The 16,297-nt window shown below is 68.7% G+C and carries 16 protein-coding genes; 11 read left to right on the top strand and 5 right to left on the bottom strand.

Going from position 1 to position 16,297, the window contains the following annotated elements; all coding sequences use genetic code 11:
• Window positions 1-127: 127 nt before the first annotated feature.
• Both ABH923_RS16675 and ABH923_RS16670 read right to left on the bottom strand, forming a co-directional pair.
• The gene (locus ABH923_RS16675) at window positions 128-1,264 is read right to left on the bottom strand and encodes a magnesium and cobalt transport protein CorA (RefSeq protein ID WP_370056510.1); all 1,137 of its coding nucleotides are present in this window, start codon (window positions 1,262-1,264) and stop codon (window positions 128-130) included.
• A 71-nt stretch (window positions 1,265-1,335) separates the two neighbouring features.
• Window positions 1,336-2,505, bottom strand: coding sequence for a glycosyltransferase family 4 protein (locus ABH923_RS16670; RefSeq protein WP_370056509.1), 1,170 nt, complete (start codon window positions 2,503-2,505; stop codon window positions 1,336-1,338).
• A 74-nt stretch (window positions 2,506-2,579) separates the two neighbouring features.
• Between ABH923_RS16670 and ABH923_RS16665 the strand changes: the two genes are divergently transcribed.
• The 5 genes from ABH923_RS16665 (at window position 2,580) to ABH923_RS16645 (ending at window position 7,282) form a co-directional block, all read left to right on the top strand.
• The gene (locus tag ABH923_RS16665) at window positions 2,580-3,701 is read left to right on the top strand and encodes a mannose-1-phosphate guanylyltransferase (RefSeq protein WP_370056508.1); all 1,122 of its coding nucleotides are present in this window, start codon (window positions 2,580-2,582) and stop codon (window positions 3,699-3,701) included.
• A 137-nt stretch (window positions 3,702-3,838) separates the two neighbouring features.
• Window positions 3,839-4,255, top strand: a complete 417-nt coding sequence (gene sdhC / locus ABH923_RS16660; RefSeq protein ID WP_179607700.1) for a succinate dehydrogenase, cytochrome b556 subunit — start codon at window positions 3,839-3,841, stop codon at window positions 4,253-4,255.
• A gap of 1 nt (window position 4,256) precedes the next feature.
• The gene (locus tag ABH923_RS16655) at window positions 4,257-4,700 is read left to right on the top strand and encodes a succinate dehydrogenase hydrophobic membrane anchor subunit (protein ID WP_370056507.1); all 444 of its coding nucleotides are present in this window, start codon (window positions 4,257-4,259) and stop codon (window positions 4,698-4,700) included.
• Window positions 4,701-4,718: 18 nt separating this feature from the next.
• A complete protein-coding gene (sdhA, locus tag ABH923_RS16650; protein WP_370056506.1) occupies window positions 4,719-6,521 on the top strand; it encodes a succinate dehydrogenase flavoprotein subunit in 1,803 nt (600 codons plus the stop codon).
• On the top strand, window positions 6,521-7,282 hold the full coding sequence (locus ABH923_RS16645; protein ID WP_370056505.1) for a succinate dehydrogenase iron-sulfur subunit: 762 nt from the start codon (window positions 6,521-6,523) through the stop codon (window positions 7,280-7,282). Before sdhA ends, ABH923_RS16645 begins: the two co-directional genes overlap by 1 nt.
• A 102-nt stretch (window positions 7,283-7,384) precedes the next feature.
• Here the strand turns inward: ABH923_RS16645 and ABH923_RS16640 are convergent, their stop codons facing one another.
• Together ABH923_RS16640 and ABH923_RS16635 are read right to left on the bottom strand one after the other, a co-directional pair.
• Window positions 7,385-8,410 carry a hypothetical protein gene (locus ABH923_RS16640; RefSeq protein WP_370056504.1) on the bottom strand — a complete coding sequence of 342 codons (1,026 nt, stop codon included), beginning with the start codon at window positions 8,408-8,410 and terminating at the stop codon, window positions 7,385-7,387.
• 165 nt (window positions 8,411-8,575) lie between these two features.
• Complete coding sequence (locus tag ABH923_RS16635; RefSeq protein ID WP_370056503.1) at window positions 8,576-9,889, bottom strand: hypothetical protein; 1,314 nt, start codon at window positions 9,887-9,889, stop codon at window positions 8,576-8,578.
• Between the two features lie 150 nt (window positions 9,890-10,039).
• On the opposite strand from ABH923_RS16635, the gene ABH923_RS16630 reads away from it, so the two are divergent.
• A complete protein-coding gene (locus tag ABH923_RS16630) occupies window positions 10,040-11,284 on the top strand; it encodes a YihY/virulence factor BrkB family protein (protein WP_370056502.1) in 1,245 nt (414 codons plus the stop codon).
• Window positions 11,285-11,321: 37 nt separating this feature from the next.
• Here the strand turns inward: ABH923_RS16630 and ABH923_RS16625 are convergent, their stop codons facing one another.
• Window positions 11,322-12,233, bottom strand: a complete 912-nt coding sequence (locus tag ABH923_RS16625; protein ID WP_370056501.1) for an RCC1 domain-containing protein — start codon at window positions 12,231-12,233, stop codon at window positions 11,322-11,324.
• Between the two features lie 107 nt (window positions 12,234-12,340).
• Here ABH923_RS16625 and ABH923_RS16620 point away from each other — a divergent pair, with 107 nt between their 5' ends.
• The 5 genes from ABH923_RS16620 (at window position 12,341) to ABH923_RS16600 (ending at window position 16,244) form a co-directional block, all read left to right on the top strand.
• A complete protein-coding gene (locus tag ABH923_RS16620) occupies window positions 12,341-12,715 on the top strand; it encodes a hypothetical protein (RefSeq protein WP_370056500.1) in 375 nt (124 codons plus the stop codon).
• Between the two features lie 304 nt (window positions 12,716-13,019).
• Window positions 13,020-13,859 carry an exodeoxyribonuclease III gene (locus ABH923_RS16615; RefSeq protein WP_370056499.1) on the top strand — a complete coding sequence of 280 codons (840 nt, stop codon included), beginning with the start codon at window positions 13,020-13,022 and terminating at the stop codon, window positions 13,857-13,859.
• A gap of 35 nt (window positions 13,860-13,894) precedes the next feature.
• The gene (gene trpS / locus ABH923_RS16610; protein ID WP_370056498.1) at window positions 13,895-14,905 is read left to right on the top strand and encodes a tryptophan--tRNA ligase; all 1,011 of its coding nucleotides are present in this window, start codon (window positions 13,895-13,897) and stop codon (window positions 14,903-14,905) included.
• Window positions 14,905-15,504: a GNAT family N-acetyltransferase gene (locus tag ABH923_RS16605; protein WP_370056497.1), complete on the top strand. Its 600-nt coding sequence runs from the start codon at window positions 14,905-14,907 to the stop codon at window positions 15,502-15,504. Before trpS ends, ABH923_RS16605 begins: the two co-directional genes overlap by 1 nt.
• The gene (locus ABH923_RS16600; RefSeq protein WP_370056496.1) at window positions 15,501-16,244 is read left to right on the top strand and encodes an HAD family hydrolase; all 744 of its coding nucleotides are present in this window, start codon (window positions 15,501-15,503) and stop codon (window positions 16,242-16,244) included. Before ABH923_RS16605 ends, ABH923_RS16600 begins: the two co-directional genes overlap by 4 nt.
• The last annotated feature ends 53 nt before the right edge of the window (window positions 16,245-16,297 follow it).

Here is a 16,297-nt window from a genome sequence, read left to right as displayed (position 1 = left end):
AAACGGGCAAGGATATGCAGTGCACGTTACCGAATATGACGAACCGCACTGTGGTCGAATCCGGCTTCTTCATGCAAGCGTTACAAATGCGCGGCTGTTTGGCACCTGCGCATTTGAGCAGAACCGGCTACATCCACCCGCGCTTCTTGAACACCACGTACAGCAGCGTGCTCAACCCCACCATCGCGAGCACCGCCAGCGGGTAGCCGAGCGGCCATGCCAGCTCCGGCATGTTGTGGAAGTTCATCCCGTAGATGCCGGCGATCAGCGTCGGCGCGAAGAGGATCGCCGCCCAGGAGGAGATCTTCTTGACCTCCTCGCCCTGGCGGTGCGTGGAGTGCGCCAGCCGCGTCATCTCCTCGTTCTGGCGTTCGGAGACGAGTGTCGAGTTCACGGTCAGGATGTCGCGCAGCAGGTAGCGGAAGCCGTCGACCCGCTCGTTCACCTGCGTGAGGTGGTCGGCAACGTCGCGCAGGCGCCGCTCCAGCTCCTCGGTGACGCCGTACTTCGCCGAGCCGCGCTCCAGGGCGACCATCACCGACGACAGCGGATGGGTCGCCCGCTGGAAGTCGATGACCTCCCGCGACAGCTCGTAGATACGCCGGGAGACCAGCACGTCGCCGCCGAAGACCTGCGTCTCGATCTCGTCGATGTCGTTGGCGAGCCCGGCGACGACCGGGCTGTACGCGTCGACGACGGCGTCGATGATCGCGTAGAGGATCGCCTGCGGGCCGAGCGCGAGGAGGTCGCGCTCCCGCTCCATCCGGTGCCGCACCGTCGACAGGTCCGGCGACTCGCTGTGCCGCACCGTGATGACGAAGTTCGGCCCGACGAAGAGGTGCAGCTCGCCGAAGTCGACCTCCTCCGGCACGTCCAGGTAGCTGGCCGCCTTCAGCACGACGAACAGCACGGAGTCGTACCGCTCCAGCTTGGGTCGCTGGTGGGCGACGATAGCGTCCTCGATCGCCAGCGGGTGGAGGCTGAACTCCTCCGCCAGCGACATCAGCTCTTTCTCGGTCGGCCGGTACAGCCCGATCCAGGCGACGCCGCCCGGGGTGTCGTCCAGCGCGCGGTAGGTCTCGGCCAGGGTGCGCGGCGACGCGACCCGCACGCCGTCCGCGTAGATCGCGCTGTCCACCATGCTGGAGCGGCCGGCCGCACGCTGCGGCTCGGTGGGGACGGGCGCGGGCGAACTGGGAGGATCGACCCGCCGGGCTCGGGACACGAAGGGCATCGGGATGCCGCGTCGGTTCAGGTTCGCCATGGTTCACCTCCTGGTGCGCGGAAACTGTGAGGTGGCCCGTGCAACGCCCGGCGACCGGGCGGCAGCGCCACCTAACTGTACGCGCGCAGCCGGCCGGTGCGTTCGGCTCCGCCACGGCGGACGTCGGTGCAGGCGTCGAGGATGACCTGCTCGTAGTGCCCGACGAGCTCGGAGCAGAGCACGTCCCAGCCGCGGCCGAGAACGCGCCGGCGGCCGGCCTCCCCCATCCGCAGGCGCAACGGGGCGTCGGTGGCGAGCATGGAGACGGCGGCGCGCAGTCCGCGATCGTCGGCCGGAGGGAAGAGGAGCCCGTCCACGCCGTGCTCGACGAGGTCGATCGGGCCGCCGGCACGCGGCGCGACGACAGGGAGGCCGGAGGCGTGCGCCTCCTGGACCGTCTGCCCGAAGGTCTCCTCGGAGCCGGTGTGGACGAACACGTCGAAGGCCGCGTAGGCGGCGGCGAGGTCCGCGCCCCCGAGCCGGCCGAGCCAGGTGGTCGGGACGCCGTGGAGCTGCCGCTCGACGGCCTCCCGTGCCGGGCCGTCCCCGACGATCGCGACCGAGACCCCCGGCAGCCCGCGCAGCACGCGCAGCCGCTCGACCTGCTTCTCCGGCGCGATCCGGCCGACGTAGCCGACGACGACCTCCCCGTCGGGCGAGAGCCGCTCCCGGAGTGCCACCGCCCCTGCGGTGCGCCGGTTGTTCGGGTGATACCGCTCCAGGTCCACGCCCCGCCCCCAGCGGGCCAGCCGGCGGACCCCGGCCTCCCGGAGGTCGTACTCGCTGGCTGACGAGGGAACGAGGGTGACATCGGCGCCCTCGTGCACCCAGCGCACGTACTTCCAGGCGATGGCGGCGGTCATCCCGAGCCCGTTGCGCCGGGCGAACCCGGCGACGTCGGTCTGGTAGATGGCGACGGAGGGCACCCCGACCCGGTTGGCGGCGGCGATCGCCTGCGCCCCAAGGAAGAAGGGAGAGGCCGCATGCAGCACATCGGGCTCGAACCTGGCGAGGATGCGCTGCACCTGCGGGCTGGGCAGCCCGACCGGGAACTGCCGGTACGCGATCGAGGGCACCTGGTGGATGCGGTACCCCGCATACTCCTCCGGCGCCCCGGCCTCCGGGCAGATCACGATCGCTTCATGGCCCTCCGCGGCCAGATGATCCAGCACCCGGAGGACGCTGGTGGTCACCCCGTTGACTGTGGGGAGGAAGCTCTCGCTGACGACGGCGACCCGCATGACCACAGTGTCGCGTCGGGGAATGTCCCGACTGTGAACGGAAGGTGACCAGAACCGCTCGCTATCCTTTCGTCATGACTTCACGTGGCACGCTCGACCGGTTCTACAGCATCATCCCGGCGGGCGGGATCGGCTCCCGGCTGTGGCCGCTGTCGCGGGCGGACGCCCCCAAGTTCCTGCACGATCTGACCGGGTCGGGGCAGACGCTGCTGCGGAACACGTGGGACCGGCTCGCGCCCATCTCCGGCGAGCAGCGGATCATGGTCGTCACCGGACGCGCCCACCGGGCCGCCGTGGAGGCGCAGCTTCCCGCGCTGGCCGACGCCAACGTGGTCCTCGAGTCCGAGCCGCGGGACTCCACCGCCGCCATCGGGCTGGCCGCAGCCATCCTGGAGCGCCGCGAGCCCGGTGTGATCGTCGGGTCGTTCGCCGCCGACCACGTCATCCGCAACCACCGGCTGTTCGCCTCCACCGTGAAGGAGGCCGTCGCCGCCGCCGACGCCGGCTACATCACGACCATCGGGATCAAGCCGACCGAGCCCGCCGTCGGGTTCGGCTACATCCGGTCCGGCGACGAACTGACCGTGAAGGGCGCCCCGACCGCCCTCGAAGTCCGGTCGTTCGTCGAGAAGCCCGACCTGAAGACCGCCGAGGCCTACCTCGAGAGCGGGTCCTACCTGTGGAACGCGGGCATGTTCATCTCCCGCGCCGACCTGCTGCTGGAGGAGATCGGCCGCTCCAAGCCGGAACTCCTCGCCGGGCTGCTGGAGCTCGCGGAGGCCTGGGACGACCCGGCCACCCGCGGCCCCGCCGTCGACCGGATCTGGCCGAACCTGGAGAAGATCGCGATCGACTACTCCGTCGCCGAGCCCGCGGCGGTCGCCGGAAGGCTCGCGGTCATCCCCGGCTACTTCGACTGGGACGACATCGGCGACTTCGCCTCGCTCTCCAAGCTGAACTCCGGCGGCCGCACCACGGACCTCGCCATCCTCGGCGAGAACGCCCGCGTGCTCGCCGACGCCTCCAGCGGCATCGTCGTCACCACGACCAAGCGCGTCATCAGCCTGATCGGCGTGAAGGACATCGTCATCGTCGACACGCCCGATGCGCTGCTGGTGACGACGACGGACAACGCTCAGCGGGTGAAGTCGGTGGTGGACGCGCTGAAGGTCACGGGCTCGACGGACGTGCTCTGAGGCGCGGGCGACGCCCATTTATCTCGACGTCGAGATAACCAAGGCCACCCTAAGCAGCGCGCACGCGCTCCGCGGCATAGACTTGCGACGCGCTTCGTGCGCCATCTTTCCGCGATCGCAACCAGGGAGGGTTGTTCGTGCCAGAGCAAGCGGCAGGGACCCTGCAACCGACGAAGTCGAGGCCGGGCGGCACGCTGTACCGCGGCCGTGAGGGCATGTGGTCGTGGGTGCTTCACCGCATCACCGGCGTCGCCATCTTCTTCTTCCTTCTCGTCCACATCCTCGACACCTCGCTCGTCCGGGTCAGCCCCGAGGCGTACAACGCGGTGATCGGCACCTACAAGAACCCGATCATGGGATTCGGGGAGATGGCGCTCGTCGCGGCGATCATCTTCCACGCCTTCAACGGCATCCGGATCATCCTGATCGACTTCTGGAGCAAGGGCGTCAAGTACCAGAAGGTCATGTTCTGGATCGTCATCGCACTCTGGGTGATCCTCATGGCCGGCTTCGTGCCGACGCAGCTCATCCACATCTTCTCGGAGGTGAACTGACGTGACGACCATCGAGGCTCCGCGCTCGCCGGCCCGTCCGGCCCGCAAGGGCGTCAACTGGGAGAAGTGGGGCTGGATCTACATGCGGGCCTCCGGCCTCGTGCTGGTGATCCTCATCTTCGGCCACCTGCTGATCAACCTCGTCCTCGGCGCCGGCGTCAAGCAGATCGACTTCGCCTTCGTCGCCGGCAAGTACGCGACGCCGTTCTGGCAGGTCTGGGACCTGCTCATGCTCTGGCTCGCGCTCATCCACGGCGGCAACGGCATGCGCACGCTGATCAACGACTACGCGCACAACGTCATGGTCAACCGCATCCTCAAGTGGGCGGTCCTGGCGGCGGTCGTCGTGCTCATCGTGCTCGGCACGCTCGTGATCTTCACCTTCGACCCGTGCCCGGCAGGAGCCCACGCGGCCGACCTGCCTTCGTTCTGCCCGGCCAAGTGATTGACGGAAACCAAAGCTGTGACAACTGAAACCACTGAATCCACCGTCATCGACGGCGTCCACTATCACGAGTTCGACATCGTCATCGTCGGCGCAGGCGGCGCGGGCATGCGTGCCGCGATCGAGGCCGGCCCGCACGCGAAGACCGCTGTGATCTCGAAGCTCTACCCCACCCGCTCCCACACCGGCGCGGCGCAGGGCGGCATGGCCGCGGCGCTCGCCAACGTGGAGGAGGACAGCTGGGAGTGGCACACCTTCGACACGGTCAAGGGCGGCGACTACCTCGTCGACCAGGACGCGGCGGAGATCCTGGCCAAGGAGGCCATCGACGCGGTCATCGACCTCGAGAACATGGGCCTGCCGTTCAACCGCACGCCTGAGGGCAAGATCGACCAGCGGCGTTTCGGCGGCCACACCCGCGACCACGGCAAGGCTCCGGTCCGCCGGGCCTGCTACGCGGCCGACCGCACCGGCCACATGATCCTGCAGACGCTGTTCCAGAACTGCGTCAAGCTCGGCATCAACTTCTTCAACGAGTTCTACGTCCTCGACGTGATCATGAACGAGGTGGACGGCGTCGACCAGCCCGCCGGCGTGGTCGCGTACGAGCTGGCCACCGGCGAGCTGCACGTCTTCCACTCGAAGGCGATCGTGTTCGCGACCGGCGGCTTCGGCAAGATCTACAAGACGACCTCCAACGCGCACACCCTCACCGGTGACGGCGTCGGCATCATCTGGCGCAAGAAGCTCCCGCTGGAGGACATGGAGTTCTTCCAGTTCCACCCGACCGGCCTCGCCGGCCTCGGCATCCTCCTCACCGAGGGCGCCCGCGGCGAGGGCGCGATCCTCCGCAACGCCTCGGGCGAGCGGTTCATGGAGCGCTACGCCCCGACCATCAAGGACCTCGCGCCGCGCGACATCGTCGCCCGCTGCATGGTCCAGGAGGTCGCGGAGGGCCGCGGAGCCGGCCCGCACAAGGACTACGTGCTGCTCGACTGCACCCACCTCGGTGCGGAGGTGCTGGAGACCAAGCTCCCCGACATCACCGAGTTCGCCCGCACCTACCTGGGCGTCGACCCCGTCGTGGAGCCCGTGCCGGTCATGCCGACCGCGCACTACGCGATGGGCGGCATCCCGACCAACAACAACGCCGAGGTGCTGCGCGACAACACCACCGTCGTCCCGGGCCTCTACGCCGCGGGCGAGTGCGCGTGCGTGTCGGTGCACGGCTCCAACCGACTCGGCACCAACTCGCTGCTCGACATCAACGTGTTCGGCAAGCGCGCGGGCAACAACGCGGTCGAGTACGTCAAGACCGCGACGGCCGTCCCGCTGCCCGCGGACCCGGCCAAGGCCGTCCGCGACATGATCGCCGGGCTCCGCAACGGCACGGGCACCGAGCGCATCGCCGCCATCCGCAAGGAACTGCAGGACGAGATGGACCGGAACGCCCAGGTGTTCCGCACCGACGAGTCGCTCGAGAAGGTGACCGGCACCATCCACCGCCTGCGCGAGCGCTACAAGAACATCGTGGTGCAGGACAAGGGCAAGCGCTTCAACACCGACCTCCTGGAGGCCGTCGAGCTGGGCTTCCTGCTCGACCTGGCCGAGGTGGTCGTGTTCTCGGCCCGCAACCGCAAGGAGTCGCGCGGCGGTCACATGCGCGACGACTTCCCGAAGCGCGACGACGAGAACTACATGCAGCACACGATGGCCTACCTCACCGGCGACCCGCACTCCGCCGACGCGGCAGACCACATCACGCTCGATTGGAAGCCGGTCGTCGTGACCCGCTACCAGCCGATGGAGAGGAAGTACTGATGTCCAGCGCCGTGCTCGAGACTCCCCCGGCCCCGGAGGCCCCGGTCCAGTCGTTCACCGTGACGCTCATCATCCGCCGGTTCGACCCGGACGTGGACACCGAGCCGCGCTGGCAGGACTTCGACGTCGAGATGTTCCCGACCGACCGCATCCTCGACGCCCTGCACAAGATCAAGTGGGAGCAGGACGGCTCGCTGACGTTCCGCCGCTCGTGCGCCCACGGCATCTGCGGCTCCGACGCGATGCGCATCAACGGCCGCAACCGCCTCGCCTGCAAGACGCTGATCAAGGACCTGGACATCTCCAAGCCGATCTACGTCGAGGCGATCAAGGGTCTGCCGCTGGAGAAGGACCTCATCGTCGACATGGAGCCGTTCTTCGCGAGCTACCGCGAGGTGCAGCCGTTCCTCGTCGCGAACAGCACGCCGCCGAAGGACAAGGAGCGCATCCAGTCGGTCGCCGACCGTGCCCGCTTCGACGACACCACGAAGTGCATCCTGTGCGCGGCGTGCACGTCGTCCTGCCCGGTGTTCTGGACCGACGGCCAGTACTTCGGCCCGGCGGCGATCGTCAACGCGCACCGCTTCATCTTCGACTCGCGCGACGACAACGCGCAGGTGCGCCTCGACATCCTCAACGACAAGGAGGGCGTCTGGCGCTGCCGCACGACCTTCAACTGCACCGACGCCTGCCCCCGTGGCATCCAGGTGACCCAGGCCATCGCCGAGGTCAAGCAGGCCATCATGCGCGGCAAGGTCTGACGCAGACTCTCAGCTCGATACGAAGGCGCCCCCGGTCTCCCGGGGGCGCCTTCGTCGTCGGCCACGCGTCAGCAGGGTGTGATCGCGTGAGTCGTGAACCTTCTACACGTAGTTGTTCACCCAGGTGATCGGGAACCCGTAGTCGGTGTGGTTGGGGCTCCACAGCATGATGTACGTGAGGGAGCGCCGGACCGGCGCCTCCACGATCACCGAGAACGTGTCGGGCCCGGTCATCACCGGCTTCCCCGTGATCTTCCAGAACTCCGACACCGACTGTGCCACGAGCTCGATATCGGATGGCAGGGTCACACCCGGCGGGACGATGATGTGTCCCGGGATGGCGACGGGCCCCGCCCCCGGAGCGGTGAAGACCGGCTGGTCGAATACGAGCTGCGGAACCCCCGTGGGGACGTCGCTGGCCACGGCCGTCAGCGCGGCTGTGCCCGGCGTGTATGTGGGGTGGCTGGAGCTCGAGACGGTGAGGTTTCCCGTGGCGCCTGGCGCTGCGATCGCCCCGACGACCAGCTCGTACGTGTTGTCCGTCACCAGGGGCTGGATCAGCACCTCGAATCCATCGGTGGTGGTGGCCACCAGTTCGATGTTCTCCGGGAGCGTCCCGCCCTCCGGGGCCTGCAGCGTCCCCTTCACGGAGATACCGCCGCCCTGCGGGACGTCGTAGGTCGGCTGGCCGACGAGGATCGCGCCGGACTTGGCGGCGGTCACCGTGGTCGTGCCCGGCGTGTAGGCCGGGTAGTTGGAGGAGGACAGCCGCAAGGTCGCCGTCGTCGCGGTGTCATAGGCCTGCACCGTCATCTCGAAGCGGTTACCCGTCACGACCGGCGGAGTGCCGTAGAAGCCTTTCGCTCCGGGGAAGTTCACGTTGAACTTGATGTCCGCGGGAACGCTCGACCCCTTGGCAGGGACCAGCGTTCCGGTGATGACGATCGTGGTATTCGGCGCCACCTGGTACAGGGGTTCGTCGAACTGGATCATCGCAACCTCGGACGTCGATGCGGCATGGGCCGGCGAGGCCACCGCGAGGGCGATCGCAGGGGGCGCCCACGCGGCCGTCTTGGCGACAGTGCGCCGCGAGATGAGATGAGAGTTTTCGTCTTTCGAGTCGTTCATGGATTCTCTTTCGGGATCGGCAAAAATACTGCACGTAAATTTTAGCAGGTAACCAGAGGACTCGTGCACTCGAAGTCTGTGAATATCAGCAACGCTCACAATCGGTCGCCTTAAACGCCGAAGGCGCCCTGGGTGAACCAGGGCGCCTTCGGACGATTCGAACGGTTACTTGTACTGGTAGTCGATGACGAAGCCGATCTTCGTTCTAGACCCATCCGCTTTGGAGACCGTGGTCACGATTTCAACCTTTCCGACTGCCCCCTTCGGGAGTGTGGTCGGCAGATAGGCGAAGACGCTGTTGTAGGTGGTGTCGACGCCACGCGAGTCCTTGTTCGGCCAGAACACCACTGTGGGATCAGCACGCCCCGTGAGCGCCGCTCCGGAACCCGTGGCGGTCGATCCACCGAGCTGCAAAGCGATGCCGGCATTCTTGTCATAGGGTGCGCCGTTGACCGTCAGGCTGACCACCGTGGCCTCTGTGCGGAGATCGAGGCTCGGCATGGAGGGGTAGGCGCTCGCCCACATCGGGTTTTTATCGAACGGCGCGTTGTCGAAGCCGTCGACGAAGGTCGATCCGTTCTGCAGGCCGACCCTCATGTCGAGCCACGGGTTCTTGACGCCGAGCTTCCCCGCCGCCACGGTGAGGAGACCCGCCGCCGGCGCGAACCAGCTCACGGCAGGATCGCTTCCGGTGGTCCTCTTCCAACCCCTCACGAACGGCACCATTCCGTATCCGGCGTCGACGAAACCCGGGGAGAGCGTGGTGACCTGCGTCCTGGCGGCGAAGTAGCCGGCGTAGTTCGGGCTGTGCACCGAGACCGCCCCGGCCGCCCCGGCCGTTTTGGCCGCGACCTTCACCGCGAACGCGTTCCCGGTCACGACCACGGGCCCGACCAGGGTGAAGCCGAGGCCTTCGACCGCGGCCTCGAGCAGGATGTCGGAAGGGAGCACCGTTCCGGCCGCGGGCTCGAGCGTTCCCGTGATCGTGACATCCTCGCCGCTCGTCACCGTGTAAAGGGAGCGATCGAAGTGGATGGCGCCGCCCACCGTTACGGCGGCGAGGGTCAGGTCCGCCTGCGCCTCCTCGAAGACGGGGTGGTTCCAGCTCGAGACGGTGATCTTCGACGGGGTCGCCGTCGCCGACGCACGGACGGTCAGGGTGAACGTGCTGCCCGTCACGACCGGGCCGGAGGCCACGGTGAATCCGGACCCGCCGGAGAAGGCCGCTTGGAGCCCGATACCGGAAGGGACCGTCCCCCCGGTCGCCGGGACGATCGTTCCCGTGAGCGTGACCGTGCCGCCCGGCACGACCTCATACGAGGGAGCGTCGAGCAGGATCACCGCGGCCTGGACGGACGTGGCGAAGGCCGGCGAAGCGGCCGAGAGTGCGATCGCGGGAGCCGCCCACGCAGCCGTCTTGGCGACCGTGCGTCGACTGACGGTCGCAGAGGCACGTTGTGAGTGTTCCGTTTGATTCATCGAGGGGGCCTTTCATCGAATCAGGTAAGATGTTTCACGTCAACGTTAGCAACAAGAGTCTCAGCTGCTGTAATCGGCTATGTCATCACGAGCGACGGTCACGCTGACCCGGGAAGGGACGGGCGGGGGCGGAGTCGATATCCTTGCGGCGTGGCCAGGAAGTCGCGACGCGGGGAGGGCACGGTGACGGCGCAGCCCGATCCGGCGCTCCAGCGCGCCGAGGGCACCGTCGAACCGGAGGAGACGCTGAAGGAGCGCATCCTCGATGCCGCCGAGCCGCTGAAGGAGCGCCTCGAGAAGCCGGTGGCCCGCGTCTCCCGGTGGGCGAAGTGGGTACAGTCGTTGCGCCCGTACCGCGTCTACATCAACTTCTCGCACTCCGACGGCAACCTCCGCGCCGCCGGGATGGGCTTCCAGTCGCTCTTCGCCGTGTTCGCGGCGGTCTGGCTCGGCTTCTCGGCGGCGGGAGTCTGGCTCAGCGGCAACAATGACATCTACGAGTCACTGGTCGAGATCATCAACCGGGCGATCCCCGGGCTCATCTCGACCCCCACGACGCCGGGCGTCATCAACTCCGAGCAGCTCGAGTCGGCGACGTCCTTCGGCTGGTCGGGCATCGTCGCGGCCATCAGCCTGCTCTGGACGGCGATCGGCTGGCTCTACTACACGCGCCAGGCGGTGCGCGCCGTCTTCGGGCTCAGCCGCGACACGACCAACTACGTGCTGCAGAAGATCCGCGACCTGTTCCTGGCGCTCGGGTTCGGGCTGGTGCTGGTGTTCTCTGCGCTGATCTCGATCATCAGCACGCAGGCGCTGACCTTCTTCCTCCATCTCATCGGGCTCAGTGCCGACACATTCTGGACGGACGCGCTCACCCGATTCTCGGGCCTGCTCATCTCGGTGGTCCTCAACATCTTCACCCTCGGCGCGATGTTCCGCGTGATGGCGCGCGTCGCGATCCCGTGGCGCAACCTCTTCTTCGGCGTGCTGCTCGGCTCGTGCGTTCTCGCCGGGCTGAGCGCGCTCGGCGGCCTCCTGCTGACGGGCGCCTCGAAGAACCCGCTCCTGGCCACGTTCGCGGTGTTCGTCGGTCTGCTGATCTGGTTCAACCTGGTCTCGCGCGTCATCCTGCTTTCCGCCTCCTGGATCGCGGTCGGGATGTTCGACAGCGGGATCTCGCCACGGATGATCACGCCGGAGCAGGCCGCCGCCGAGCGCGCCGCCGCCGAGTACGAGGCGCGGGTGCTGGTCGCGAAGGCCGAGCTCGAGACCGCGAGGGACGAGCTCGCGCAGTCGAAGTTCCTCGCCCGGCTCGGCGCTCAGCGCAGGGTCGAGCGGGCCGAGCACCGGCTCAACGATCTCCTCGACGACAGCGGCGTCGGCGCACGTCAGTAGCGCACCGACGCCGCTGTCGAGGAGGCGCCCTCGACGGCTAGGCGGGCAGGAAGTACGTCGAGTACTGCGACTGGGCGAGCTGCTTCACCGGGCCGATGTTCGGGACGCGCAGCGGCGTCGTGACGTTACCGCTCACACCCGTTCCCGTTTCGTAGTTGCCGTTGTAGCCCCAGCCGTAGACGCTTCCATCGGTCAGGAGCGCGTGGCCGGTCTCAAGCCCCCAGGAGAGTGCGTCCACGTTCGTCAGGCCGGGATTGACGGGGAGCTTCTGGTTGGCGGTCGACCCGTTGCCCAGGTTGAAGTAGGCGTTGTTGCCCCACAGCCGGCAGGTGCCGTCAGCGAGGACGACGCCGACGTTCCACCAGTTGGCATAGACGCGCTTCGCGTCGCTGAGCGAGGTGACCTGAGTGGGGACATAGCGATCGTTGGCCGTGCCGTCGCCGATCTCGCCGTGGCCGTTGTATCCCCACGACCAGACGGTGCCGTCGTCGAGGACGGCCGATGCGCCGTTCTTACGGCCGGCGACGTCGACCACGACGCGATCGGCCGGGAATCCCGTCACCCGTGTCGGAGTGGCGGCACGGTGGACGCCGGTGACGCCGTCCGCGAGGCTGCCGTACGCGCCGTAGCCCCAGTTCCAGAGCGTCCCGTCTTCGAGGAGGGCGTGCACGTTGTAGTTGCCGCCGGCCAGCTTCTTCACCGGCCCGAGGTTCGGGATGCGGACCGGATCGTGCCGGTACGTTCCACCGGTCGTTCCGTCCGCGAACTGGCCCTCCAGGTTGTAGCCCCAACCCCAGACCTCGCCGCTGCGCGTCAACGCGAACATCGCGTAGTAGGGTCCCGCGCTTCGCCTGGTTGTGGTAGTAGTCGGAGCCCCAGCCCCACACAGTGCCGGCCTCGTCGAGCGCGAATCCCGCGCGGTACATTCCGGCCCCGAGCAGCGTGACACTCGGCGCAGTCGCCGGCATCGCGACGGCGGCAGGAAGCGGGTTGTTGGCGGTGCTGCCCGTGCCGAGCGCAGACGTACCTTTGTAGCCGGCGGACAAGGGCACGGTCGTGGTCACGGACCCGAAGATCCCGATGAAGGCCTCGGCGGTCGCCGTCTCCGTGACGCCGTCGCGCGTCACCAGGGCCTCCGCCGTCACGCGGAGCACACCGACGACCTTCCCGGCATGGATGGTCTCGGGAGTGGCCAGCCCCGTCGCCGTCGAAGTGACCGTCGTCGCGGCGGGGCCGTCGGGACGGCCGAAGGCGGCGACGACGTCGGTACCATCCGCAGCGTCGTCGCCTTCGCCCTCCACGTCTTCGTCGGTGTGGTCGACTGCCGCGATCGTGAACGTGACGCCGGCGTCCGCCACGGGGCCGCCGGCATCCCACACCTTCGCCTCGACGGCCGGGGAGGTGAACAGTCCGCCCGACGTCGTCATGTAGAAGGGCCGGGTGAACTCGACTGTCAGGGTGGAGACCGGGAGGGAGGTGGCGACAGCGGGGGACGCGAGCGACACCGCCACAGCGGGCGCCGCCCACGCGGCGCCCTTGACGATCGTGCGACGCGAGGGGGCTCGGGAGGTCTGGGGTTCGGTCATGGGGATCACCTTCGATTCATGGGGAATGTCGCGCCACCATGTGATTTGGCGCTCCTGTAACGTATCAGTTCTCACATATTAATCAAACCATCGACAATTCGACGTCTTTGGTCCGCCGGGCTGTCGGCGCGCCCCGGTAGGCTGGAGGCATGCCCTCGAAACCCCTGCGCATCGCGACGGTGAACGTCAACGGCATCCGTGCCGCCTTCCGCAAGGGCATGGGCGCGTGGCTCGACAGCCGGGAGGTCGACATCCTCGCGTTGCAGGAGGTGCGCGCCTCCTCCGAAGACCTCCAGGGCCTTCTCGGCAGCGAGTGGGACATCGTGCACGACCCCGCCACCGCCAAGGGGCGCGCGGGCGTCGCGATCGCCAGCCGGCATCCCCGTGCGGAGATCCACCGGGTCGAGCTGGGCTCGCCCGACTTCGACAGCGCCGGCCGCTGGCTGGAGGCCGACTACGAGGTCGGCTCGACGGTGATCACGGTCGTGAGCGCCTACGTGCACTCCGGCGAGGCCGGCACCGAGAAGCAGGACGCGAAGTACGCCTTCCTCGACGCGATGGAGGCCCGCCTCCCGAAGCTCGTGAAGCACAGCGAGCACGCCGTCGTGATGGGCGACCTCAACGTGGGCCACCGGAAACTGGACATCCGCAACTGGAAGGGCAACGTCAAGAAGGCGGGCTTCCTCCCCGAGGAGCGTGCCTACTTCGACCGCATCCTGGGCGCGGAGGACGACGCACGCTACAACGACGGCGCCGGGCTCGGCTGGGTCGACGTGGGCCGCAAGGCCGCGGGCGAGGTCGACGGCCCCTACACGTGGTGGTCGTGGCGCGGGCAGGCGTTCGACAACGACACCGGCTGGCGCATCGACTACCAGCTCGCCTCGCCGGCGCTGGCGGCGACGGTGAAGAACTACGCGGTGGACCGTGCGGCCGCCTACGACGAGCGATGGTCGGACCACACCCCCGTGGTCGTCGACTACGCCGTCTAGCATCCGCACCCTCCTCCTACTTCGAAAGCAGTGACATGAGCACACTCCCCCGCCTCTACTCCGGCATGCAGCCGTCGGCGGACTCCCTCCACCTCGGCAACTACGTCGGCGCCCTCCTGCAGTGGAAGGAGCTGCAGAGCAACCACGACGCGTTCTTCTCCGTCGTCGACCTGCACGCGATCACCGTCGCGCAGGACCCGGTGGAGCTCCGCGAGAAGACGCGCCGCACCGCCGCGCAGTACATCGCCGCGGGCATCGACCCGTCGGCCTCCACCCTGTACGTGCAGTCGCACGTCCCCGCCCACGCCCAGCTCGCCTGGCTGCTGAACACGATCACCGGGTTCGGCGAGGCGTCCCGGATGACCCAGTTCAAGGACAAGTCGGCCAAGCAGGGCGCGGACGCGACCTCGGTCGGGCTTTTCGCCTACCCGGTGCTGATGGCCGCCGACATCCTGCTGTTCGACGCCGAGGTGGTGCCCGTCGGCGACGACCAGCGCCAGCACGTCGAGCTGACCCGCGACCTCGCCGAGCGGTTCAACAGCCGGTTCGGCGAGACGTTCGTCGTGCCGCAGGCGATGATCCTCAAGGACGGCGCGCGCATCTACGACCTCCAGAACCCGGAGTCGAAGATGTCGAAGTCCGCCGAGTCGGGGGCCGGTATCGTCTGGATGCTCGACGAGCCGGACGTGACGCGCAAGAAGATCATGCGCGCGGTCACCGACACCGACGGCGTAGTGTCCTTCGACCGCGCGGGCAAGCCGGGCATCTCCAACCTGCTCAGCATCTACTCCGCCTTCACCGGCCGCGCTGTGGCCGACATCGAGCTGGAGTACGACGGCAAGGGCTACGGCGACTTCAAGAAGGGCCTCGTGGAGGTCGTGGTGGAGACGTTCGGCCCGATCCGGGAGCGCGCGCTCGACCTGCTCTCCGACCCGGCCGAGCTCGACCGCATCCTCGCCGGCAACGCGCAGCGGGCCAGCGAGGTCGCCGAGCGGACGCTGGCGAAGGCCTACAACGCAATCGGCCTGCTGCGACGGGCGCACTGATGGCTCCGGCCCCGGTGGAGCTGGCGGGCGGCCCTGTCGTCCTGTCGGCCCCTGTGGACGCCGACGTCGACCGGATCGCGGAGTTCTGCCGCGATCCGGAGGTCGCCGCGTGGACCACCGTGCCGTCGCCGTACGACCGCGCCGACGCGGAGCGGTTCGTGACCGGGATCGTGCCGGACGGCTGGGTGAGCGGGCGGGAGTGCACCTGGGCGCTCCGCGACGCGGAGACGCTCCTCCTGCACGGGATGGTCGGGCTGCATCACCTCCACGACGGCGAGGGCGAGGTCGGCTACTGGCTGTCCGCCGGCGCGCGAGGGCACGGCTGGATGGCCGCCGCTCTCGACCTGGTGCTCGACTACGCGTTCGACGCGTCGGCGGGGCTGGGGCTCCAGCGCGTCGTGTGGCACGCCTACGCGGGGAACGTCGCGAGCGCCGCCGTCGCGCGCCGGGCCGGCTTCCAGTGGGAGGGCGTCGCCCGGCTCGGAGTGGCGCACCGGGGCGTCCGGCGCGACGACTGGCAGGCCGCGCTCCTGCCCGCCGACCCGCGGCGGCCGGCGGACGGCTGGCCGGCGTTCACGTCCGCGCAGGCGGCACGGTGACCGGTCCGCGGGTCGTCCTCTTCGACCTCGACGACACCCTGTTCGCCCATCGCGCCGCGGTGTCGGCGGGTATCCAGCGCTACGCGGGCCTGCTCGGCGAGCCCTACGGCACGATGGAGGCCGCCGAGCTGACCACGCTCTGGCACGACCTGGAGGAGGAGCACTACCACTCCTACCTCGCGGGCCGGCTCGACTTCGAGGGGCAGCGCCAGGCGCGCGCCCGCGACTTCGCCGCCCGGCACGGCGTCGAACTGAGCGACGCCGAGGCGAGCGCCTGGTTCGCGGACTACTTCGAGCACTACGTCGCGGCCTGGTCGCTGCACGACGACGCCCTCCCCTGCCTGGACGCGCTGGAGGCGGCGATCCCGGGCGTGCGGTTCGGGCTCATCACCAACGGCGACCTCGCCTTCCAGCGCCGCAAGGTGGAGGCGGTCGGCCTCGACACCCGCATGGAGCATCTGATCGCCTCCGGCGAGGTCGGCGTCGCGAAGCCGGACCCGCGCATCTTCGAGCACGCGTGCTCCGTGTTCGGCGTGCGGCCGTCCGACGCGGCCTACGTCGGCGACCGCCTCCGCACCGACGCGATCGGCGCGGCCGCAGCCGGCCTGACCGGCGTGTGGCTGAACCGGCGCGGGGACGTGCCGACGCCCGAGGACGCGGCGGACGCCGCCCGCGCCGGCGTCTTCGAGCTCCGCTCGCTGGCCGCCCTCCCGAACGCGCTCACCGCCGGAACGAACTGACAGGACACGCCGCCTGGCGCGTGCGCCAGGCGGCGTGTTCTGTCAGGTGGATC

Source organism: Leifsonia sp. EB41 (assembly GCF_041262565.1).
GTDB lineage: Bacteria > Actinomycetota > Actinomycetes > Actinomycetales > Microbacteriaceae > Leifsonia.
This window is presented reverse-complemented; position numbering and strand designations above follow the sequence as displayed.